17 protein-coding genes are annotated in these 21,952 nt (G+C 41.5%); 7 read left to right on the top strand and 10 right to left on the bottom strand.

The window, feature by feature from the left end; genetic code table 11:
* Nucleotides 1-26 precede the first annotated feature (26 nt).
* Together pdsS and pdsR are read right to left on the bottom strand one after the other, a co-directional pair.
* Nucleotides 27-2,234, bottom strand: coding sequence for a proteobacterial dedicated sortase system histidine kinase (pdsS, locus tag OHT75_RS08060; protein ID WP_264725973.1), 2,208 nt, complete (start codon nt 2,232-2,234; stop codon nt 27-29).
* A gap of 15 nt (nt 2,235-2,249) precedes the next feature.
* Nucleotides 2,250-2,939: a proteobacterial dedicated sortase system response regulator gene (pdsR, locus tag OHT75_RS08055; RefSeq protein ID WP_264725972.1), complete on the bottom strand. Its 690-nt coding sequence runs from the start codon at nt 2,937-2,939 to the stop codon at nt 2,250-2,252.
* Between the two features lie 221 nt (nt 2,940-3,160).
* On the opposite strand from pdsR, the gene pdsO reads away from it, so the two are divergent.
* The 3 genes from pdsO to OHT75_RS08040 all read left to right on the top strand — a co-directional run bounded on the left by pdsO (nt 3,161) and on the right by OHT75_RS08040 (nt 6,718).
* On the top strand, nt 3,161-3,910 hold the full coding sequence (gene pdsO / locus OHT75_RS08050; RefSeq protein WP_264725971.1) for a sortase-associated OmpA-like protein PdsO: 750 nt from the start codon (nt 3,161-3,163) through the stop codon (nt 3,908-3,910).
* A 68-nt stretch (nt 3,911-3,978) separates the two neighbouring features.
* Nucleotides 3,979-6,096 carry a marine proteobacterial sortase target protein gene (locus tag OHT75_RS08045; RefSeq protein ID WP_264725970.1) on the top strand — a complete coding sequence of 706 codons (2,118 nt, stop codon included), beginning with the start codon at nt 3,979-3,981 and terminating at the stop codon, nt 6,094-6,096.
* Nucleotides 6,089-6,718 (top strand): class GN sortase, encoded by a 630-nt coding sequence (locus OHT75_RS08040; RefSeq protein WP_264725969.1) that lies wholly within the window; start codon nt 6,089-6,091, stop codon nt 6,716-6,718. Before OHT75_RS08045 ends, OHT75_RS08040 begins: the two co-directional genes overlap by 8 nt.
* Nucleotides 6,719-6,751: 33 nt before the next feature.
* On the opposite strand, the gene OHT75_RS08035 is transcribed toward OHT75_RS08040, so the two are convergent.
* The 3 genes from OHT75_RS08035 to OHT75_RS08025 form a co-directional block, all read right to left on the bottom strand.
* On the bottom strand, nt 6,752-7,777 hold the full coding sequence (locus tag OHT75_RS08035; RefSeq protein WP_264725968.1) for a GGDEF domain-containing protein: 1,026 nt from the start codon (nt 7,775-7,777) through the stop codon (nt 6,752-6,754).
* 111 nt (nt 7,778-7,888) lie between these two features.
* Entirely contained in the window at nt 7,889-8,809 is a 921-nt protein-coding gene (locus OHT75_RS08030; protein ID WP_264725967.1) for a hypothetical protein, read from the bottom strand.
* Nucleotides 8,810-9,218: 409 nt separating this feature from the next.
* Nucleotides 9,219-9,665 (bottom strand): DUF413 domain-containing protein, encoded by a 447-nt coding sequence (locus tag OHT75_RS08025; protein WP_264725966.1) that lies wholly within the window; start codon nt 9,663-9,665, stop codon nt 9,219-9,221.
* Between the two features lie 106 nt (nt 9,666-9,771).
* On the opposite strand from OHT75_RS08025, the gene OHT75_RS08020 reads away from it, so the two are divergent.
* Nucleotides 9,772-10,617, top strand: coding sequence for a LysR family transcriptional regulator (locus OHT75_RS08020; protein WP_264725965.1), 846 nt, complete (start codon nt 9,772-9,774; stop codon nt 10,615-10,617).
* Nucleotides 10,618-10,872: 255 nt separating this feature from the next.
* Here the strand turns inward: OHT75_RS08020 and OHT75_RS08015 are convergent, their stop codons facing one another.
* Nucleotides 10,873-11,244, bottom strand: a complete 372-nt coding sequence (locus OHT75_RS08015) for a diacylglycerol kinase (protein ID WP_264725964.1) — start codon at nt 11,242-11,244, stop codon at nt 10,873-10,875.
* Between the two features lie 124 nt (nt 11,245-11,368).
* On the opposite strand from OHT75_RS08015, the gene OHT75_RS08010 reads away from it, so the two are divergent.
* On the top strand, nt 11,369-12,289 hold the full coding sequence (locus OHT75_RS08010; protein WP_264725963.1) for a DNA ligase: 921 nt from the start codon (nt 11,369-11,371) through the stop codon (nt 12,287-12,289).
* Nucleotides 12,290-12,520: 231 nt separating this feature from the next.
* The gene (locus tag OHT75_RS08005) at nt 12,521-12,997 is read left to right on the top strand and encodes a low molecular weight protein-tyrosine-phosphatase (RefSeq protein ID WP_264725962.1); all 477 of its coding nucleotides are present in this window, start codon (nt 12,521-12,523) and stop codon (nt 12,995-12,997) included.
* Nucleotides 12,998-13,212: 215 nt separating this feature from the next.
* On the opposite strand, the gene ylqF is transcribed toward OHT75_RS08005, so the two are convergent.
* Both ylqF and OHT75_RS07995 read right to left on the bottom strand, forming a co-directional pair.
* Complete coding sequence (ylqF, locus tag OHT75_RS08000; RefSeq protein WP_264725961.1) at nt 13,213-14,154, bottom strand: ribosome biogenesis GTPase YlqF; 942 nt, start codon at nt 14,152-14,154, stop codon at nt 13,213-13,215.
* Nucleotides 14,155-14,255: 101 nt separating this feature from the next.
* Complete coding sequence (locus tag OHT75_RS07995) at nt 14,256-15,095, bottom strand: isopenicillin N synthase family dioxygenase (RefSeq protein ID WP_264725960.1); 840 nt, start codon at nt 15,093-15,095, stop codon at nt 14,256-14,258.
* Nucleotides 15,096-15,264: 169 nt separating this feature from the next.
* On the opposite strand from OHT75_RS07995, the gene OHT75_RS07990 reads away from it, so the two are divergent.
* Nucleotides 15,265-16,188: a bifunctional methionine sulfoxide reductase B/A protein gene (locus OHT75_RS07990; RefSeq protein ID WP_264725959.1), complete on the top strand. Its 924-nt coding sequence runs from the start codon at nt 15,265-15,267 to the stop codon at nt 16,186-16,188.
* A gap of 102 nt (nt 16,189-16,290) precedes the next feature.
* On the opposite strand, the gene OHT75_RS07985 is transcribed toward OHT75_RS07990, so the two are convergent.
* The gene (locus tag OHT75_RS07985; protein WP_264725958.1) at nt 16,291-17,847 is read right to left on the bottom strand and encodes a SulP family inorganic anion transporter; all 1,557 of its coding nucleotides are present in this window, start codon (nt 17,845-17,847) and stop codon (nt 16,291-16,293) included.
* Between the two features lie 193 nt (nt 17,848-18,040).
* Nucleotides 18,041-21,328 carry a ribonuclease E gene (rne, locus tag OHT75_RS07980; RefSeq protein WP_264725957.1) on the bottom strand — a complete coding sequence of 1,096 codons (3,288 nt, stop codon included), beginning with the start codon at nt 21,326-21,328 and terminating at the stop codon, nt 18,041-18,043.
* Nucleotides 21,329-21,952: the final 624 nt, after the last annotated feature.

Here is a 21,952-nt window from a genome sequence, read left to right as displayed (position 1 = left end):
GCTTTTAATACTATTACTACATCTATTTAGGTGGTTTCGATTACAGGCAAAATTAAACACAACTCAACCCCTTGCTGGGCTGAATTGACCCCTTTAATTTGATTATAATTTTCTGCCACATAAGACACATTCTTCGCTGTTATCTTACCTTGGTGAAAGTCAGTAATTAATCGAGCGATATACAAGCCTAAGCCAAGGTGGGGTTTATTTGACGCCGATTGAGGTCTGATAGACACCATGGATTCAAAAATTTGCTCGCCCATATCCTGTGGTAAACTCGCTCCCCAATTAGTGACTTTAATGATTGCCTGTTTATTATGTTGCTTCAAACTCACCAGTATTGGACTGTCGGGTAAGCTAAACTCAATCGCATTGCTAATTAACTTGTCCATTAATTGTGCGATATATTCTGGAACGCCGTTACAAAGCATGTTTTTATCTTCAATGGCAACGCTAAATAGCTGTTCTGGGTAGGTCATTTGATAACCTTGCATACATCCACTGATGACTTTTTTAAGTGGAAACACACTGCGCTCAGCATGGCCTAAGCTTGCTTCAAGGTTAGTAGCCTCCGTTAAGTTATTCAAAATAAGGTGCAGTTGATTGACACCATCTTGAGCCCTATGAACATATTTTTTACTCGATTCATCTAAAGATTGGTTGCCTAGGTGTTCTAAAGAACTGCGTACAACAGCCACTGGCGTGCGTAATTCGTGCGACAGGCGGGAAGACATGTTTTCTAAGTAGTGTGTATATTGTCCTAATCTACCGACAATGTTGGCAAAGCTTCGAGACAAATCGCCGATTTCATCGCGGTTTCTTGATGGGGTAATTTGTTGTCTAACGCGCCCTTGGCTATCAATCGCCAATTCAGCTTGATCACGTAGACGTCTAATACGACTGGAAATACTTGATGCGAAAATAAACAAAGCTAAAGTGCCCATACTCATAATGGTGAGAATCACGTTAAACAGCTTTTCTAACGCACGATTACGTAAGCTTCGAATACCGTGAGTTGTTTCTTCTGCGATAACTACGCCCATCACTTTGTCATCAATCCATATCGGACTTGCAGCGGCTAATACCACCGCTTTGTTATCTGGGGTTAATCGCCATGTTGAGGCCGGTTTTCCTGCCAGAGCATTTTCAATATGGCTACCACTTAATTCAGTTGAGTCCTGTAGTGAGTCAATAAAGTCCTGTGGCGGTCGAGTGAGAATTTTATAATATAATGGCAATAAGTATTTTTTATGAAAATGAGTCAAGATGTTTTCGGTTTGCTTATCATCTAAATCTGAGTCCCAGGCATGACTTGCTGTGCGAATATCCCCGGAGCGGGCTAATACTCTACCATGGTTATCAACCACCCAAATACGCGAACTATTGTGGCCCATGCCCTTAACAATGCTTTCTATCTCAGGGGAGGGAACTAACACCGTGCCTAATTCCGCCACTGAATTGGTTGCAGAAGTACCAACAATATTAACTAAATTTCGTGTTTCGATGTCATCGACATTATGAATGGCAAAACCGAGCTTGCTGCCGATCATCTCTAACGGCACCCGAAATTCGATGATGTAACCATTGGGTGTTTTTTGCCATTGCCCTTGAATACGATTTTCTGGGGTAACGGGCATAGACTGCGATGGGTCATCAGGCAGTTTAAATGCACTTAACCAACCATCTTGAGTATTTGCTATCACGTAGCGGGTGAACTGACTATTAGGCGCTAACGTTGCGATGACTAAGTGATCGTTTCTGTCGACTCTTAAGCTGTTTTTTCCTCGATAAACAACCTTGTCGTCATTGACCTCAAAAAAACCATATAAATAACCAGCATATTTACCCACCATATGGGTAAAATTAAGCTTAACCGCTTGTTCCGCATTTTGTTGATAAACCACATGTTCATTGCCATATTGCAACATGCGATGACGATAAAGTTGCCAATCGTCTAATTTGCCATCTAGGCGAATAGGGCCTGACAATGGATAGGCGTAAAGATCTCTGCCTTTTTGTACTTGCGTTAAAAAGCTTGCCTGGTTATCGAATAGTTTTGGGCGTTCATGCAATGCCGTCGCTAAGGCCTGGGTGGTACCTTCAAGGGTTTTTTCTTGGCCATGGCGTAAATATTTTTCCATTTCCCATACATATTCATACCCAAGCCAGGGCAGGCAGAGTAAAAATAATGACAAGACAATGACTTTGGCTCTAAGCCCTAACGGCAAATACATAGTGAATTGCATTCCTTACAAACTGTCCCAGCGGTAACCCATACCATAAACGGTATCGATACAATTAAATTCGCTGTCAATGGCAATAAACTTTTTTCGGATCCGTTTTACATGTGACGTGATGGTGCTGTCGTCGACAAAAATTTTAGCTTCCTGCATTAAATCCTGACGACTGCGGACATGTCCAGGGTGTTTTGCCATGGCATGCACCATCCAGAATTCGGTTACGGTTAATTCAATGGGGTGCTGTTTCCAAGTCACCTGAATACGGTTTGAGTCAATTTGTAAATGGTTTCTTATCATCAAATTGTCTTCAATTGGGCTTGAGCCAATTAATTCTGAACGGCGAAATAGCGCGGCGATACGGGCTAACAAATGGGGGAAACTTACCTCTTTAGAAAGGTAGTCATCGGCGCCCAAACGCAAACCACAAACGGTATCAAAGTCACTACTTCGCGCGGTTAAAAAAATAATCGGTATGCTACTCGACATGGCTCTGAGAGATTGACATAGGGTAAATCCGCCATCAATTTCACCTTCAAGGCCAATATCAATAATGGCTAAGTCGGGAAGGCGAGTCTGAAAGGCCTGCATCGCCGCAGGGCGATTAGGATAGGCTTGTACGCAGTAACCTTGTTGCTGTAATACCTCTTTATAGTTGTCACGAATAGCCGCTTCATCTTCCACAATGGCAATGCGTTTCATCAATTAATTAGTTCCTATAAGCAGATTATTGTTGTGACTATACAGCAATTTATTGGCGGTTAAAGTGCGCCAAAGCAATTGCCATATTGTTGCCACAATTGACCTTCAAATTGCCATATTTGCTCCCATAAAAAGCCATTTATTTGTTGTTTAATGATTTCATCGAATCGCTAGCGGCTTACCGTCATCGATTTTTTCACATCAATTAACAGGACACCATTATGAAGAAGCACATTATCACCGTCACAATCATTTCATCTTTACTGATGAGCAATGTCAGTTATGCCGCGTCGAGCCAAGCCCCTGAAACGTCAAATGATCGCGAACATACTGAAGAGTTAGTCGGGCTGAGTTCAGGAGCCATACTCGGCGCTGTGATAGCTGGACCAGTAGGGGCATTTATTGGGGCATTAACCGGAACAATAATTGGTAAGTCCGTTGGCGATGAGTCAGAAATTACTGCTCAAAAATCATTACTAGCGCAACAAGAATTTGCGCTTAATGAACAGAATGTCAAATTAGCCGACATGGACAAACAGCAGCAAACGTTATTCGCGGTACAAACCGAATTAGCCCGTATTCAAGCACATCAAGAGCAAACCTTAACAGAGCTGAGTATCGGCATGAATGTGCAGTTTAAAACGGGCTCAACGCAAATTGCGCCTTTATTTCAGCAGCAACTTGATAATGTCGCTGACATGATGACATCCATGCCTGATTTACATGTCAATTTAATGGGCTATGCAGATCGTCGCGGCAATGATGCATTTAACCAAGCCCTATCAGAACAACGTTTGTTGGAGGTGACTAATTACTTGATTGCCCGAGGAGTCGATAAAACAAGATTACAAGGTCAAGCCTATGGCGCCACTTCGCCCATGCATGCGGAACAAAATTTTGAGAATGACTTTTTTGACCGCCGAGTGACCTTAAAACTGATTGCTGAAACAGCACAACTTGCTGCCAATTAATACCTTCGAAAACGCATTTAATTCATGGAATAGACCAAAGGCATGCCAGCATGCCTTAAGGAGCAGTTATGTTTGCTAAAGGGCCATTAGGGCTGGGTTTAATGGGGGTGTGGTTGTTGGTTGTGACCAACATGAGTGAGTCCTCACCGCATTCTTATGCAGATGCTAGTAGAGTATCTGATGAGGTGACTCAAGGCGTAGTGAACTATCACATTAATGGCCAACAAAAACAGATGTTGGCATTAGACACTCAAGTTGAAATGGCCGTTTCTGGCTTGATCAATCGCGTTACAGTGAAGCAAATTTTCAACAATATTGAACAGGAGTGGATAAACGCTAAGTATGTCTTTCCATTACCCGACAATGCTGGGGTAGACGGTATGGAACTCGTAATTGGCGAGCGGGTATTTAAAGGCGTTATCAAGCCTAAACAGCAAGCTAAACAGGCGTTTGAGCGTGCTAAGCAGCAAGGAAAACAAGCAAGCCTTGTAAGTCAACAGCGCAGTAATATTTTCACTACCCAATTGGCCAATATTGGTCCACAACAGCAAATCGTGGTTGAAATTACCTATTTAGAAACGGTGAGTTATCAAGATGGTATTTTCAGTTTACGTTTTCCTTTGGTGGTAGCGCCTCGGTATCGACCTGACTTTCAGCGTGGTGAGTTTGCTCAAGCGCAGCAGATTGTTGTGCCTATGCTGAATCAAACTCAGCACCAGTTACCCAGCCATAAAGTGTCGTTAAACATTCACATAGACAGCGGCTTTGGTTTGACTCAGTTATCGAGTCTTTATCATGATATTCAACAACATAATCAAGGCCGGCTCACTCATGTTGTGCTACAAGGCAAAGTACCGCTTGATCGTGATTTTGTGTTGCAATGGCAAACTGATGTTGGGGATGAGGTGGCAGGTGCAATTTTCTATCAAACAGGCCAAACCCATCTGCTTAGCGTGGAAGATAACGCGGAAGTTTCTGATGATATTTATGCTATGGCATTGCTATTGCCGCCGAGTCTTGAGCATAAATCGCAGCATCATATCAATCGAGAATTAATATTCGTCATTGATACCTCTGGCTCAATGGCAGGCGAGTCAATTAAGCAAGCAAAGCGGGCTTTAGACTTAGCGTTAACCACATTAAAGCCCATGGATAGTTTCAACATCATTGATTTTAATTCGAGTGTGCAATCCTTGTTTATTCAGGCACAAGCAGCAAATGCGGCTAACTTAGTAAAAGCAAGGCGGTATGTAGCGGCTTTAGATGCAGATGGTGGCACTGAAATGGCTCCTGCCTTAGATAAAGCATTGGGATCCACAATCAATCATGTTCAGCAACAATCCAAATTAAGGCAGGTGATTTTTTTGACGGATGGCGCAGTGTCGAACGAAGCGCAATTATTCGAACAAATTGCCCATCAATTACAACACTCACGCTTGTTCACTGTGGGGATTGGTTCGGCTCCTAATTCACACTTTATGAAAAGGGCAGCAAGCATCGGCAGAGGTACTTTTACTTACATTGGCAAATCAGCTGAAGTTGAACAGCAAATGACTCAGTTAATTGACAAAATAAGCCAGCCAGTACTAACCGATGTTGAGTTATATCATCTCGACGGCAGTATCCCTGAGTATTGGCCAGCTAATATTGAGGATGTTTATCAACGCTCTCCAATAGCGATAAGTTTTAAAGTCCCTGCAGAGCAATTACAGCCGGTGATTATCTCAGGCAAAATTAATGGCCAATATTGGCAAACTCAATTGGATTTGACTACTGCTGATGCCGCCACGGGGCTTGATTTGGTATGGGCTAATGCAAAAATAAGTGCGTTAGAATTGAGTCAAGATTCGGCTAATCGTCATCGTGTCGAACAACAAATTGCAGCATTAGCATTGCGGTATCATTTAGTGAGTAGTGCTACCAGTTTATTGGCTGTGGATGTTACACCGGTAAATGCTCACTATGGAGATAAAGGTGAGTATCAGCTTGGACAATTAGTGCCAGCGGGTTGGCAGATTAACACTATCCAGCAAGGATTTTTACCGCAAACAGCAACGGCTAGCCGATTATGGTTGCTGGCAGGCTTAAGCTTATTCGCTTTAACTTTGCTGTTTGGTTTGTGGTTAAAGCGCATGTTACCCGGGCAGTTACTTATTATTCAGCCTCCGGAGCCCGATAATGCTTAATTTGCATTCAGAACAGCGGTTTATCGCAAAGGGGAGACGAGGCAAAGCGTTGCAATGGCTCGCTTTTGTTATGTTGCTATTGCTGGCTTCGATGATGATGATAAAAGGGGGTTACATGCAGGCTAAAGCACACTTTGCGCAATATTTGATTGAGCGCGCATTTAACCAAACATTAGCGGATAACAAACCCCATAAACCATGGTCTTGGGCTGATACATACCCTGTGGCTAAAATGCGTTTTATGAGTGCTAAGCTCCAGTCTGCTAAACATGATCTGTATATATTGGCGGGAATGTCTGGGCGGACTCTGGCATTTGGACCAGGTTTATTTTTAGGTGGCGCAGATGTGGGGGAGCAAGGCAATACCATTATTGCAGGACATAGAGACAGTCATTTTTTAAGACTTAAATACATACAATTGGGTGATGTTATTGAGCTGCAAAATACCCAGGGCCATTTAAGCCAGTATAAAGTGACCGATTTACGGGTGGTGCATGAATCGCAAGTCGAGGAGATGGCAACAACTGAGGATAGCCGATTAACATTAATCACTTGCTATCCATTTGATTCATTATTGGCTGAGGCCGACCTTCGTTATATTGTTGAAGCAAAATCCATTTAGGGTTAACGAGACAGTGTGATTGAACGTTTTGACTTAACTTGAAATGGGCATCACACGATTACGGCCAAGACGTTTTGCTTCATATAACAGTTTATCTGCGCTTTCAATTAGTTGGCTAGCATCTTGTTTTGGCAGCCACTGAGCTACGCCAAAAGAGGCAGTGATAGAATCGATGACTTTATCGCTGCGTCTGTCTTTAACACTGAGTTTTTCAAGTGCCCTTCGAATGGCTTCAGCAAGGTGTCGGGCCACTCTTAATTGGCTTTTGGGGATGATAATTGCAAACTCTTCACCACCAAATCGATATAACTTAATACCGTCTCGACAAGCTTCTTGAACACGTTTAGCCACGGTTTTTAAAACTAGATCGCCCAGCTGGTGGCCAAAATTATCATTAAATTTTTTGAAATGGTCTATATCGAGTAAAATAAGACAACAGCCATCAGGCGCTAAATCTATCTGTGCATTAATATCTTCATCAAACGCACGTCGATTAAGGATATTAGTAAGTGCATCATATAATACATCTTTTTCAGACTCAGCTAAGCGGGTTTTAAGTGAGTCAATTTCTGATTGTGCTTTTTGTAACTGCTGAGTAAAACTCACGGTACTGGAGCGAATGTTTGCCGACTCTTTGACAATATTACGAACAACACCAATGACTTGTTCTAATGAAAAACCTTTATTTTCAAGATCGGCTAAACGTGTAAAGTCCTTATCAATTTGTGCTTGGAATGTGGCTGTATCTGAATTGGTATCTTTAAGTGATTGAGATAAATCACATACCATAGCATCAAGATTTTTACGCATATCACGCACATCAAGCTCGACAGGATCGGCAACATGCTTACGGAACAATAATTCACTGGTTACAGGTGAGCAGCTTTGGTTCTGTTTAATGGTTGCATCAAGTTCAGCATTTAATTGTGGATTTTGCTCACTGACATAAGCATACCAAAGGGCATAGTTAGTGGGTGTTGTAGGAATTTGATATTTCAGCATTAAAGGAACGGCTTTTTTTAAGTTCGCTGCAGCAATCTGTAAAAGCGAAGTCGACATATGGATCCTCTAAGAACTAATATAAAACATAATGAAAATATAGCAGTAAAACAGCCAGTTGTAACGGCAAAAAAAAAGCATCAAACGATGCTTTTTATAAAATGTGGTGCATTAGAATGTGTATTGCACTGAAATCATTGGGCCTGTGAAGCTGTAATTAATATTATAATCAGCAATTCTCACATCTTGCTCTAATACAGATAATGTTTGTTCATAATCAACATCCACTTCATAGTAATTAAAACCTGCAGTTAATGACCATCCATCAGATATTTTTGCTTCAATAATGGCGCGCACATCAATAAGTGATCCATCCACTTTATTATATTTTAATGCGAAATATTGTGCATGCGCCCTGAAAACCCACCCGGGGGAAAACTCATAAATAGCGTACAAACCAATATCGGGTAAAGGTGCTGTAACGTTGTTATCTACTACGCTAGGGGTGGTAATGACTTCATCACAATACTTAGCTAAATCGCTATTAGGTACACAAATTCCTATGTTGCCTTCAAATGCTGTTTTCACAAACATGGTATGTAAGCCAATGCTTGCACCTACAATATAATTACTGCCCTGAAGAAAATCATAACCATAACCTAAACGTAAAATATCAAGGTCTAATGTTGTGCGTAAACTGATACCGGCTTCTACATCATAAACAGTGTCATCTATGGTGACTTGGAAATCTTTTTCGATAGAGGGGGATTGGGCTGTACGGTGCAGTGATTTCCAATCAACATAGATATTATGTTTTTGATTAAATGAATAGGTGAATTCAAAAAACGGTAAGAATTGTTTTTCTTTCAGATTTAAATCAGTTTCAAAATCTAAAGGGAAATTACCACCATTTTTAGGATTTGTGACGACCATGTAAGAGTCAGAGTTGGCGTAAAAACCTCCAATATTAAAGGTATATTGATCCGGTGCCTTAACAGGCTCGACTTGGGCGAGTTCTGCACTGTTATCTGCACTTGCCCATACCGATGAAGGCAAGATGAGTAAGACACAAGGTATTAAAGGTTTGAACATAAATAAAACTCCGCATTTTTTATTTTTATGGTTATTGCTCTTATGGCAATAATGCTTTGTTAGCTTGCAGCGTGTTTCGAAATTAGTCGAAAATGCACTCAATAATGCAAAACACTTAAAATGTCACCGTAACGAAGCAATTGTTAATGCGAGCAGTGATAAAAGCACCACTAGAACAGTGGTATCAATATTAGCATCATGTAAGAAAGTGTAAATAATTTGTTGTAATAAGATTGCTTTAAATCAATGTTTTTGAGCGTTTAATCATTAAATAGTGATTGGTGACGCATTTTTAGACAGCAGACTTTTTGTAGGGAGCAAAGCTTTAAGGTTCAATGATGGACAGGATAATAAAAAAGAGCACTAAGGCTCTTTTACATTGTGAATGTTTAAATGCAATCAGAAGCGATTAATCGTCACTATCAGTCACTTCTTCATCGTCAGCAGCATCATCAGAAATATCATCAAAATCAATATCAATTTCTACTTTGGAAGACTGGGCTGGGGCATGAATTGTACCGACAACCGCATAAAATGGTTTCCCTTTTGCCAATTTAGTGTATTTTGCCCACAATAACTCTAAAGGGGTTGTTGGTAATAACTGACCTTGAGCAACTTTGACAAACTGATCTTCGTCAGGTGTACAAGGGAGTTGAGAGCCATCCATTAAGTTCTTCAATGCTTGTCCATGTTGCTCAAGCAATTCAGCCTCTTTATTGGTAAAGTCTCCACAACGCTTAAACCCTTTTGGGAAATTCGCATCATCGTAAAAACGTTTGTTGCTGGTGAAGCTAGCACTGCCATTGGCTATAGCGTCAATACTGGCAGCGACATTGGTATATGATTGCTGTGACATGGCATTTACCTATAAGATTGAGTGAACAAGGATTTCAATTGGATTATTGGTCAGGTTGGAATTTTTTTAAATCAAAATATTTTAACCATTTCGGTGAAGAATTTTTATGGATACGGATTTATTAAAGACCTTTCTTGAGGTATCAAGGACCCGCCATTTTGGTAAGGCCGCCGAGAATTTATTTCTTACCCGAAGCGCCGTGAGTTTTAGGGTGAAGCAATTAGAAAGTATTCTAGGTGTCGAGCTGTTTGAACGTTTGCGTAATAATATTCAACCCACGCCAGCTGGGGAAAGAATGCTAGGCCATGCCGAAGCAGTGCTCACCGCTTGGGAAAGAGCAAAGCAAGATGTTAGTTTGCATCAAAGTCATTCTTCGCAATTGTCGTTAAGTGCAGGGCATAATATTTGGGACAGTTATTTACAACATTTTTTTCAGCCGTTACATCAAGGTCTTCCAGGTGTATCCCTGCGTACTGAAGTCATCAACGCTCAAACTATGACCCGCCAGTTACTCGAAAGAAGTGTGGATATTGCAATTAGTTTCGACCCTCCCAAATTAGAAGAGGTTGAAATAATAAAGTTAATGGATGTGAGTTTGTGCCTTGTTTGTCATCAGCCGAATATGTCACTTAATGATATTGAAAGACTTAATTATATTAAGGTGGATTGGGGAACCGCATTCAACATTGCCCATGCGCAGAATTTTTCGATGTTACCCGTTCCTGCACTGCATACCTCCTCAGCGAGAATCGCACTGGATTTTTTATTGAATAATGGTGGCAGTGCGTTTTTGCCAAGTAACTTTATTGCGCCTTATTTGCAGTCTAAACAGTTGTTTGAAGTGGCGGATGCTATCAGTATAGAACGTAATGTGTATGGCGCATATTGGACTGGAAATGAACGTCGTGTTGAGATTGAAAAGGCACTATTAATACTTAAAGGTAATACTTAAAGGGGCTGCGTAAATCGATAAGATTTAATAGTAATCAATTACGGCTCATTCTAGCTCGTGAAAAGACTCAATAACGGCGTTAAATTTTAGATTGTCGAATCACGACTATCGTAAAAATTTACCTTGTTATCATGCATTTTTCTTGGCTATTACTGAGCAGTTATTTGCCGTGATTGGTTCAACACCTTTAAATTATTGAACCGAATGAAACAAAAAATTGTTAAAGCCGCATTTTTGTTTCATTCGTATATCGGTTTATAAAAACAATGGTCCTAGAATCGCTATCCAGCAAATCCCGCAAAAAACTAAACTTAAGAAAACAGCAGCAGAGGCAATGTCCTTAGCTTGGCCACTTAATGGATGAATTTCCCCCCCAAATCTGTCAACTACGGCTTCTACTGCAGAGTTGAGTAATTCAACAATTAACACTAAAAAAAGCCCTAGGATAAGCATTAAACGTTCAACGGTACTGACATCAACTAACATTGCTACAGGCAGCATTAAAAAGGCTAATGCCAACTCTTGTCTAAATGCGGCTTCAGATTTAAATGCTGCTTTTAGACCTTGCATTGAAAACCCAGTGGCTCTAATTATACGTTTAATTCCATGATTATTTTCAGGTTTCATTCAAGCCTACATTATGTACTACACTAAATTGAGGGTGATTATGCCATTGTTACCCAAAATTGTTAACTAGGGATTTACCCTTGTTACACTTTGTTAAAAACTGCGAAAAAGCAAAGGAATGCTGATGTATATTTTATTAATCAATCGACTGCTATGTATTAAAATCCCGCTTAGTCAATTTCAATGGTTAAATCTGGCCATACTCGGTGCGATCTTGTTGGCAATACCAAATTTTACTTTTGCCCAAACTTCAAGTTCGCAAGCCCCTTCAAAGCCTGCCATTCAATTAGCAAAAACTGTCGACGGGAAATTAAATATCAATGACTATTTAGTCAGTGAAAAACTCGATGGCGTAAGAGGTTATTGGGATGGGCATCGTTTATTGACAAAAAGTGGCAAGCGAATAAGTGCACCATCATGGTTTACAGCTGATTTTCCTGCTGTGGTATTTGAAGGTGAGTTATGGATTGGTCGTGGCCAGTTTGAAAAAGTTTCCGGCCTAGTTAGGCGTAAAGTGGCTGATGATCACCTGTGGCGTAAAGTGCGTTTTATGTTGTTTGATTTACCTCAATCTCCTTTACCATTTGAACAACGATATTCGGCTTTGCAACAACTGGTTAAGCATTCTCCCTTTTTGGAAGTGGTTCCTCAAATTAGCTTGTCGTCAGAAACTGAATTATATCAATATTTGAACAGGATAGTGTCTGAGGGCGCAGAAGGCCTGATGCTTCATCGAAAGCAGGCAATTTATACTGTGGGTAGAACAGATAATATTCTGAAATTAAAATTGAAAAGCGATGCCGATGCCATTGTTATTGGTTACAGTGAAGGAAAAGGTAAATACAAAGGTGTTATGGGAGCCTTAAAAGTCAAAATGGCCAATGGTGTGATATTTGAGATTGGCACTGGTTTTACTGATATCCAGCGCCAACACCCACCAGAATTAGGTGCAGTAATTAGCTTTTATTATATTGGTCTTACTCATAATGGCGTGCCGAGGTTTGCAAGCTTTTGGCGGATCAGAGATGACGAGCCCGCGCAATAGATATTGCAATATCATTTCAGAGATGATTAAGCTCACCTTGGGTTAGGGGATGGGCTCAATAAGCTGATTTCGACAGATTAAGCTTATTTTGTCGCAAACTTGTCATTTTTGAAAACAAGGCGCATTAACACGTCAATAGCTGGCGTATTGCACGTTAATGCAACGCAGTTAGCAAGTAAAAGGGTTGTTTGGTAAGCGTTTATTATCGCAAACTGAAGTGGATTATTAAAAATGAAGAGTATTAAATCCGTGTTATTCGTCTGTATGGGCAATATTTGCCGTTCACCAACGGCTGAGGCCGTTTTTAAACAAAAGGCCCAACAATACAAGTTAGATATTTTCATTGATTCAGCAGGCACCATAGCTTATCACCAGGGGAATGCACCGGATCCTCGAAGTGTGAAAGCCGGTGAAGCGCGTGGCTTGAGTTTTGCTGGGTTCAGTGCAAGGCAGGTAGTAGATGCTGATTTTAGCACGTTCGACCTTATTCTGGCCGCTGATTATTCGAATTTGAACGATCTGACTGCACGTTGTCCTGCTGAGCATCAACATAAGCTGAAGATGATTTTAGCATTTGGCAATACAGGTACTGAGGAGGTCCCCGATCCCTATTATGGTGGTGAACGCGGGTTTGAGACGGTTATTGATTTACTCGAAAATAGTTTGACGGCATTAGCTCAAAAATGTCATCAAAATGACGTGATTTGATATGTGAAAGGGTAAGCGTGATTGCGAGTAAAAGTTTTTAAATCCTTAGCTTGGAAATAATTGTTGATGGACAGTTTTAGTTAATGGGATTAACAGATAGCAGCGGGTTAAATACTCGATTAGCGAAATGTGAGTCAACATGGATAAACAAACCTCACTTGCTTGCATCTTCGGCAGCATGCATAGCAAGTGGATTATTGATAACTTATCAAAAATTAGCCTTGATGACGTTTACCAGATTGTTTTAGTTTACTTAATTCAAGTTTTTTCAATCTTGCCTGTTCTTTTTCAGCCATGATGCGTTCAACTTCAATCTTTTCTATTTCAGCCATTGCAGGGGTTTCTAAGCTAAGTTGTCCTATCTTGCCCGAGCGGAATTCGTGCAGTAATAGTTCAGAAGCCTTATGTAAATCAATACGCCCACCCGGTCTTAACGCTCCGCGTTTACGGCCAATTTCTTCCAGTAGCTCAAAATCAGAGTGAGGTAAATTGTCAATTTTATATCGCTCACAGATCATTTCTGGGTAGGCTTTTAAAAAATACTCAGCGGCAAACATGGCCACATCTTCGTATTCCATCGCAGTATCTTTAATTGCCCCCGTTACCGCTAATCGATAGCTACTTGCTTCGTTGTCTACTTTGGGCCATAAAATACCTGGGGTATCCGATAACACAATACCATTGCGCAAGTTGATACGTTGCTGGGTTTTGGTCACCGCAGGCTCGTTACCTGTTTTGGCAATCACACGGCCCGCTAAGGTATTGATGATGGTTGACTTCCCCACATTTGGGATACCCATGATCATGGTACGGATATCTTTTTCAATCACATCTCGATGGGGAACCAACTTACGGCATAAATCAGGGATCATTCTAACCATTGCTGGTTGTAGTGTGGTAATTGCAGAAGCTTTTACACCTTGTTCGCGTTCTAAATACTCAATCCACTGCTCGGTGACTTTAGGGTCTGCTAAATCAGACTTATTCAGCAGTTTAATACAAGGTCTGTCACCACGTAATTGGGCAACCATGGGGTTTTCACTGCTGTAAGGAATACGTGCATCTAGCACTTCTATCACCAAATCGACTTGAGGCATAACCTCTTCAATCTCTTTGCGCGCCTTGTGCATGTGTCCTGGGTACCACTGAATTGCCATGATCTTGCCTTTACTACGGTTAACAATGGCAATATTGTACCTTGAACCTTAATGAAAAGCATAAAAAAAGCGCCCTAAGGCGCTTTGATTGGCTTGATCGGTTAAATAACCCCAAGCTCACGCAGGCGTTCCATCAAGTAACTGTCCGCAGTATGGCGCGCTGACAATACCACTTCAGGGTTTGGGTGCAGGAACAAAGGCAGTGAAATACGTGATTTGGTTTTATCTGTACCTTCTGGGTTGATGACTCGGTGCGACGTTGATGGGAAGTAACCGCCAGAGGCTTCCTGTAACATATCGCCAATATTAATAATGATATTGCCAAAGTCACTTGGCACATCCATCCATTCACCGGATTTGTTTTTCACCTGTAAACCTGGCTCATTAGCCGCTGGCAAAATCGTGATAAGATTAATATCTTCATGTGCAGCAGCGCGAATGGCGCCTAGCTCTTCATTACCATTCATTGGTGGGTAATGCAGAATACGCAGTAATGTTTTTTGGCTGTTTTTAATCATTTCAGACAATTGAATCGAATAATTCTGTGCAACCTCTTGAGGCGAGTATTGTTCTATCCAACCAAGTAGCTCGGCCGCAAAAGCATTAGCTTGTTGGTAGTAAGCCAATATGTTGTCGCGAAGTGAATCAGGAATACGGCCCCAAGGATAGACGTGAAAATATTCTTTGATATCTTTTACGCTATGGCCTTTTGCTGTTTCTGAAATCGAGGCAGGAAAAAAACCATCCTGAGTTTCTGGCTTGAAGAGGTAGGCTTGTTTTTCGTCGCTGTTAAAAAAAGCATACCATTGCTGGTATATACTTTCGACCAATGCCTGTTCAATAGGATGATTTGATAACACCCCAAAACCTGTTTCGTGTAATGATGTTACAAATTGTTGTGCGCTGTCAGCAGCACGATAATCAATGGTTTCTAGTTTCATCTTAGTTTCTTATTGGTTTGTTATTTGTTTTGACCCATTGTAATGGTAACGCGTGCTATCAAATGCTGCAATTTTTTGCATGTTTTAACGGTCTTTAATGTGAACGAATTGATTTTAACTAACGTAGAATGGATTAAGCCAAAACAGGATTGAAAGAGTAAATTGAAAAATGAAAACATTAACTGAATTCGAAAAGTTTGTTATTGAACAAAAAGGCACAGAAAGACCTTTTTCTGGTGAATATGTCGATCACGATGCTGTCGGTTTATATCGTTGTAAGAAATGTTTAGCGCCCTTATATAAGAGTGAACACAAATTTAATGCGCATTGTGGCTGGCCGGCATTTGACGATGAAATACCTGGTGCGGTAGATAGAACACTTGATACAGATGGACAAAGAGTGGAAATTACCTGTCATCAATGTGGTGGCCACTTAGGGCATGTTTTTGAGGGCGAAAGGCTCACACCCAATAATATACGCCATTGTGTTAACTCTGTTTCTATGGTGTTTGAAGCAAGAAAAAGTGAGCTAAATACGCCAGATGAACATCAAAACACACCTTCAGCACAAGCCACATTTGGTGCCGGCTGTTTTTGGTGTGTTGAAGCAATATTTGCCGCATTAAATGGGGTTGAAAAAGTACAATCGGGTTATGCTGGTGGGGAGCAAAAAGATGCAAACTATGATGCAGTTTGTTCTGGCCGAACAGGTCATGCTGAGGTGGTTCACATCACATTTAATCCGACTGTGATTACATTTAATGAATTGTTAGAAGTGTTATTTAAAAGTCATAATCCGACTACACTGAACCAGCAAGGTAATGACAAAGGCCCGCAGTATCGCTCGGTTGTTTTTGCCCATACGGCAGAGCAAGTTGACCAAACAAACAGTATGATTTCAGCCCTGCAAGATGCCAAAATATGGCAAGATCCTATCGTAACAGAAGTCTGCGCATTTGAGACTTTTTATCCGGCTGAAAGTTATCATGATGATTACTTTGCAAAGCATGGTGAACAGCCCTATTGCCAGATGGTAGTCAAACCTAAATTTGACAAGTTCAAAATGCTGTTTGCAGATAAATTAAAACGCTAAATAGCCGCGTTTGTAAGATATAAGAAAGGGCAGCAGTTTCAATACTGCCGCCCTTTCTATTAATACTTCATGCAAGCTAAATATGATAAACACATACAAATGTTAATCCAGTTTGTCATCAGCGACTTTGTAGTGAGGATCTTCAATTAAGTTCACTTCAACTAAGTCACCAGCCTTATGCAATAAGGCCACACAATCTTGACTTAAATGGCGAAGATGTAATCGTTTCCCTGCATTTACGTAACGCTCAGCTAAGGTATCAATTGCATCTAAAGCCGAGTGATCTGCAACGCGAGAGTTTTGGAAATCAACAATCACATCTTGGGTATCATTTTGTGCATCAAACAACTCAAGAAAATGGGCAACGGAACCAAAAAATAATGGGCCGTTTAAGCGATACACTTTCCAGCCGTTTTCGTCTTCACTGATATCAACATTAATGTGTTTAGCATGTTCCCATGCAAAGACTAACGCCGACACAATAACGCCCACAAATACTGCAAAGGCAAGGTCGGTAAACACGGTAATCGTTGTCACCAGTACAATCACAAAAGCATCATGTTTAGGCACTTTGCGCATCACTTTAAAACTGGCCCATTCAAATGTGCCTAGAACCACAATGAACATTACCCCAACTAATGCCGCAAGCGGAATGATTTCAATAAATGCCGAGCCAAATAAGATAAAGGCTAAAAGCGCAAGCGCTGCAGTAATACCGGATAAACGGCCACGACCACCTGAGTTAATGTTAATCATTGATTGACCAATCATGGCACAACCACCCATAGCACCGAAGAAGCCACTGGTAATGTTACCCACCCCTTGGCCGACACATTCTTTATTGCCACGGCCTCGAGTATTGGTCATTTCATCAATGACAGTTAATGTCAGCAATGATTCAATTAAACCCACTGCAGCTAAAATACAGGCATAGGGCAAAATAATGTATAAAGTATCAAAGTTAAATGGCACGCTTGGAATCGCAAAGCTGGGCAAAGAGCCTGCAATTGTTGCTGCATCGTTGCCACTCATGGTCTTTAAGAAGTCCAATACATTCCGAGTATCCATCTCAAATCCAACAACAATGGCTGTTACTGTTAAAATGGCGACCAAAGAGGAAGGGATGGCTGTGGTGATTTTCGGTAAAAAATGAATAATTGCCATGGTCAGAAGAATTAAACCAAGCATGATCATCAAGGGTTCCTGCGCCATCCACACCATATTCCCAGCAGCATCTTTGACTTTGAACTGCCCTAATTGGGCTAAAAAGATCACAATAGCTAAACCGTTAACAAACCCAATCATCACAGGGTAGGGAACAATACGGATAAATTTACCGAGTTTAAATACACCTGCTAATATTTGAATAATACCGGCAAGCACGACGGCAGCGAACAAATATTGCACTCCGTGCTCAACCACAAGCGATACCATGACAACCGCCATAGCTCCTGTTGCGCCAGAAATCATCCCCGGGCGTCCGCCAATCACAGCGGTAATTAAGCCCATGATAAACGCAGCATATAGCCCGACCATTGGTTCAACATGTGCAACAAATGCGAATGCAACAGCTTCTGGGATCAGTGCGAGTGCAACAGTTAAGCCGGATAAAATATCTGCCTTACTACTGGCAGTTTTATGACGAATGATATCGAACATTTAGCCTCTATTAAGTTTATTTTAATGATAATTAGGGGCGCGATCTTAACAAAAATCATACCAGTTCTAAACCAAAAAACTGACATGTGTGGCAATTAATAACAAAGCGTTTGCATGTTGAGCCGTTTAAAGACGATTAAAAACAAAAAAGCCATGCATCAGCATGGCTTTTTGATTCTAGCGAGAGAGCTGATTACTGAGGTTTAGTCATTTCAGCACTTGCACTATTGGTAAAGCTTGATTTTACCGCAACGGATTTTTCTGCGTCGGCATAGCTTTTACCCTGCGGTACAGCTTGCTGTTCACGTACTTCAACTGTTGGTTTAGTGGTTGTAGAACTCACCATAGAACCGAAACGACTGTTACCAGAAGGTTTTACAGGCGCAGCTTGTTCTACTTTAGGCTCAACTGACGCTTCAACTTTCGGGTCAGATGTTTTTTCAACAACTTTACGAGCAATTGCTGCCGGTTTGGCCATAGGGGCATTAACGACAGTTTTAGCGGGTTTAACTTCAGCCTTAACTTCAACCACTGCTTTCATCGGCGCAGGCTCTGCAACGGGTAATTCAACCTCAGCCGTTACTGTCGATGGCTTAGTTTCCACTTTATCGACAACGGGTGCACTTTCAATGATTTCAGCTGCAACAGGAGTGGTTTCTACTGCGACTTTAGCCTCTGTTTGAACTTCAACAACAGCTGCAGAAACAGTTTCAACTTTGGCTTCAACTGCAACAGCTTTAGTTTCAACGTCAGCGGCAACAACTTCTGCTTGAGGTTTAACCGTTTCTGCTACAGGCGCAGATGCAACATCGCTTTCAGTCGCTATCGCGGCTTTAGTTTCTGGTGCGGATTGAGCTAGCTCTTCTGTTAACTGTCTATCGAGCTCATCAACTGGGGTGAACACTGGAGCTGCATCAGATGCAGTGCCATCTTCATCGCGGCGACGGCGCTGACCAGCAGCACGTAGGTGACGAGGACTTCGGCGGCTACGACGTTGACCTTCACGTTTATCATCATCAGATTCATTTGGATCCGCAGCTGTATCAGTGGTATTAACGCTATCTTCTACAGATACCTGATTGGGAGTTTCTGTAGTAGATGCAACCGTCGTTGACGCATCGACGTCAGCCTTAACAGCTTGTTCCGTCGTTTCTACTGCATTACTTTCATCAGTTGGCTCGGCATTATCAGTCGTTTTAGTTTCAGACACTTTTTCTTTACGTGGCTGACGTTTGCGTGCTGGTTTAGCCTCTTTTGTTTCAACATCATTTTTATCAGTTGTTTTTGCTTCAACGATAGCGTTAGTTTCAACTTCTTTGGCTTTAACCTCTGTACGAGTGTCTTTTGCCGGTGTTGTTGATTTGGCAACCTTAGCATCGTTATTTTGAGTTACATCTAACGCTGCCGCATCTTGGGTCTGTTCGTTTTCGATACGCACTTTTCTGCGCATGTTACGACGTTGACGACGCTCACGAGCGGCTTCCTGCTTTGGTGTTTTCTCTGCAGTTGCTGGCGCATTGCGTTTATCGTTATTATCGACCTTTACTGGTTGTTCAGTTTTGTTACTTTGCTTAGCATCATCCTGATCACGATTGCGTTTATTACGGCTGCGTGGGTTTTTGCTCTCAGTACTAGATGCATCTTTATCCGTGCGTTTACGGCGGTTATCGTTACGGCCTTCATTGCGATTGTCGCTACTGTCATTACGACGGTTATTACGACGTGCATTGTTTCTATCCTGTGGCGCTTTTTTCTCAACCGGCTTTTCTTTTGTTTCAGTCGCTTCGCTACTAAAGAATGCGCTGATAGCTGAAACGATACGGCTGAAGAATCCTGGTGCCGTTGCTGCAGGTGTACTGTTTACGGCTTGTGGCGCTTCAACTGTTTTTTGTGGCGCTGCAAAACCTTTTAACGCGGGCTCGGTAACGGCTGTGCGTTCTAGTTTGCGAGGCTCATACAATTCTGACTTAGGGGCTTCAACACGCTTAAAGCTTGATTCGGTGATTTCATCATCGTTTTTACGACGGATAACACGGTACTCAGGCGTTTGCATGTGTGCATCAGGAATAATGTACACTTCAACTTCGTGACGTTCTTCTGTAATGCGAATGGCTTTGCGTTTTTCGTTTAATAAAAACGCTGCGACATCAACAGGCACAATTGCTTCAATTTGAGTGGTATGCTCTTTAATGGCTTCTTCTTCCATTAAACGCAAAATTGACAGCGCTAAAGATTCGGTACTACGGATAGTGCCTTGGCCTTGGCAACGCGGACATATATGCGCCGCTGATTCTTCTAATGAAGGACGTAAGCGTTGACGTGACATTTCCATCAAACCAAAGCGTGAAATGCGGCCTAATTGCACGCGAGCTCTGTCATGATGCACTGCATCACGCATGCGGTTTTCAACTTCACGCTGATGGCGTACAGGGGTCATATCGATGAAATCGATAACCACTAAACCACCTAAATCACGTAAACGTAATTGGCGGGCAATTTCGTCAGCCGCTTCAAGGTTAGTGTTCAATGCTGTCTCTTCAATATCGCCGCCTTTAGTGGCGCGAGCCGAGTTGATATCGATAGAGGTTAATGCTTCTGTTGGATCAATCACGATTGAACCACCTGAAGGAAGGCGGACTTCACGTTGGAAAGCAGATTCAATTTGAGATTCAATTTGGAAGTGTGTGAATAAAGGCACTTCAGATTGATACATTTTAACGCGTTCAACAAAATCTGGACGAACTAGGCCAATATGCAGCTTGGCATCTTCGTAAATGCGAGGGTGGTCGATGAGGATTTCACCTACATCACGGCGTAAATAATCACGAATAGCACGCACGATGACGTTACTTTCCTGATGAATTAAGAACGGAGCCGGTTTACTTTGAGCCGCTTCTTGAATCGCATCCCAATGATGCTGTAGTACTTTTAAGTCCCACTTTAATTCAGTTGCTTCTTTACCAACACCAGCGGTACGAACGATTAAGCCCATTCCGTGTGGGACTTCCAGTTCTGAAATCGCTTCTTTTAATTCTGTGCGCTCATCACCTTCGATTCGACGAGAAATACCGCCAGCACGAGGATTATTTGGCATTAACACCAAATAAGATCCAGCAAGACTGATAAACGTTGTTAATGCAGCGCCTTTATTACCACGCTCTTCTTTATCGATTTGAACGATAACTTCCTGGCCTTCAGATACCACTTCTTTGATATTTGGGCGACCTTGAAAGGAGTAACCTTTTGGGAAGTACTCACGGGCAATTTCTTTTAAAGGAAGGAAACCATGGCGATCTGCACCATAATCAACAAAAGCAGCTTCTAAAGAGGGTTCTACGCGGGTGATTTTACCTTTGTAAATATTTGATTTTTTTTGTTCATGGCCTGGGCTTTCAATATCCAGATCATACAGTTGTTGTCCATCGACTAGGGCGACACGCAACTCTTCTGATTGAGTTGCATTAATTAACATACGTTTCATGATGACATCATTCTTCTATAAAGGTCATCAAACAACAATTATTTGCATTACGGGCCTGCGAAGAATTAGCAGCCTCACGGCTTGTTACAGGCAATTTAGGCGCGCAGTACGACTGTAAGACGCATTCTCTGCGTGTCGCGGCCTAATTTATGGCTTATTTTCTAGTGTTTACAAAAACAAGGAATCCGTTGCAGAGCAACCAACCCCATAAATATCAGTCTTTTTCCAGTAATGCCTTATCGAATCGGTTGTTTGATAACAAGCTAAAATATTGTTCGAATTTGGCGATGAAATCAGGCAGTTTTTACATTTTTTTAAGATGAAACTTACGGTTTAATTATAAACACGTGCTTTTGACGTTTTCAAAAGTTTATAATTTGCAAATCAATGATTTGCTACCGATAAAGTTCATGTGTAAATTGCGCAGAATTTCATTAATGCATGAGGTTGTGAACACTTTATCCACTGTTTGTCCTCATCCAATGCGCAAATATAGCAACATTAGCTAAGTTCAGCAATAAAAAGCCATTAATCTTTTAAATTGGGGTTGTTTTTGATCTTAGAACAACGCCGGCAAAAATTGCTTTTTTCAATGACAGCTTTAATAGCCAATTTTTATTGAAA

The organism is Shewanella subflava (genome assembly GCF_025971955.1).
Taxonomy (GTDB): Bacteria; Pseudomonadota; Gammaproteobacteria; order Enterobacterales; family Shewanellaceae; genus Shewanella; species Shewanella subflava.
The sequence above is the reverse complement of the archived record's forward strand: the minus strand, read 5'-3'. Positions and strand labels throughout refer to the sequence as shown.

What these genes read in the sequence shown, in the direction of transcription:
- pdsS (WP_264725973.1), bottom strand. Translation starts at nt 2,234, where the DNA reads ATGTATTTGCCGTTAGGGCTTAGAGCCAAAGTCATTGTCTTGTCATTA.
- pdsR (WP_264725972.1), bottom strand. Translation starts at nt 2,939, where the DNA reads ATGAAACGCATTGCCATTGTGGAAGATGAAGCGGCTATTCGTGACAAC.
- pdsO (WP_264725971.1), top strand. Translation starts at nt 3,161, where the DNA reads ATGAAGAAGCACATTATCACCGTCACAATCATTTCATCTTTACTGATG.
- OHT75_RS08045 (WP_264725970.1), top strand. Translation starts at nt 3,979, where the DNA reads ATGTTTGCTAAAGGGCCATTAGGGCTGGGTTTAATGGGGGTGTGGTTG.
- OHT75_RS08040 (WP_264725969.1), top strand. Translation starts at nt 6,089, where the DNA reads ATGCTTAATTTGCATTCAGAACAGCGGTTTATCGCAAAGGGGAGACGA.
- OHT75_RS08035 (WP_264725968.1), bottom strand. Translation starts at nt 7,777, where the DNA reads ATGTCGACTTCGCTTTTACAGATTGCTGCAGCGAACTTAAAAAAAGCC.
- OHT75_RS08030 (WP_264725967.1), bottom strand. Translation starts at nt 8,809, where the DNA reads ATGTTCAAACCTTTAATACCTTGTGTCTTACTCATCTTGCCTTCATCG.
- OHT75_RS08025 (WP_264725966.1), bottom strand. Translation starts at nt 9,665, where the DNA reads ATGTCACAGCAATCATATACCAATGTCGCTGCCAGTATTGACGCTATA.
- OHT75_RS08020 (WP_264725965.1), top strand. Translation starts at nt 9,772, where the DNA reads ATGGATACGGATTTATTAAAGACCTTTCTTGAGGTATCAAGGACCCGC.
- OHT75_RS08015 (WP_264725964.1), bottom strand. Translation starts at nt 11,244, where the DNA reads ATGAAACCTGAAAATAATCATGGAATTAAACGTATAATTAGAGCCACT.
- OHT75_RS08010 (WP_264725963.1), top strand. Translation starts at nt 11,369, where the DNA reads ATGTATATTTTATTAATCAATCGACTGCTATGTATTAAAATCCCGCTT.
- OHT75_RS08005 (WP_264725962.1), top strand. Translation starts at nt 12,521, where the DNA reads ATGAAGAGTATTAAATCCGTGTTATTCGTCTGTATGGGCAATATTTGC.
- ylqF (WP_264725961.1), bottom strand. Translation starts at nt 14,154, where the DNA reads ATGGCAATTCAGTGGTACCCAGGACACATGCACAAGGCGCGCAAAGAG.
- OHT75_RS07995 (WP_264725960.1), bottom strand. Translation starts at nt 15,095, where the DNA reads ATGAAACTAGAAACCATTGATTATCGTGCTGCTGACAGCGCACAACAA.
- OHT75_RS07990 (WP_264725959.1), top strand. Translation starts at nt 15,265, where the DNA reads ATGAAAACATTAACTGAATTCGAAAAGTTTGTTATTGAACAAAAAGGC.
- OHT75_RS07985 (WP_264725958.1), bottom strand. Translation starts at nt 17,847, where the DNA reads ATGTTCGATATCATTCGTCATAAAACTGCCAGTAGTAAGGCAGATATT.
- rne (WP_264725957.1), bottom strand. Translation starts at nt 21,328, where the DNA reads ATGAAACGTATGTTAATTAATGCAACTCAATCAGAAGAGTTGCGTGTC.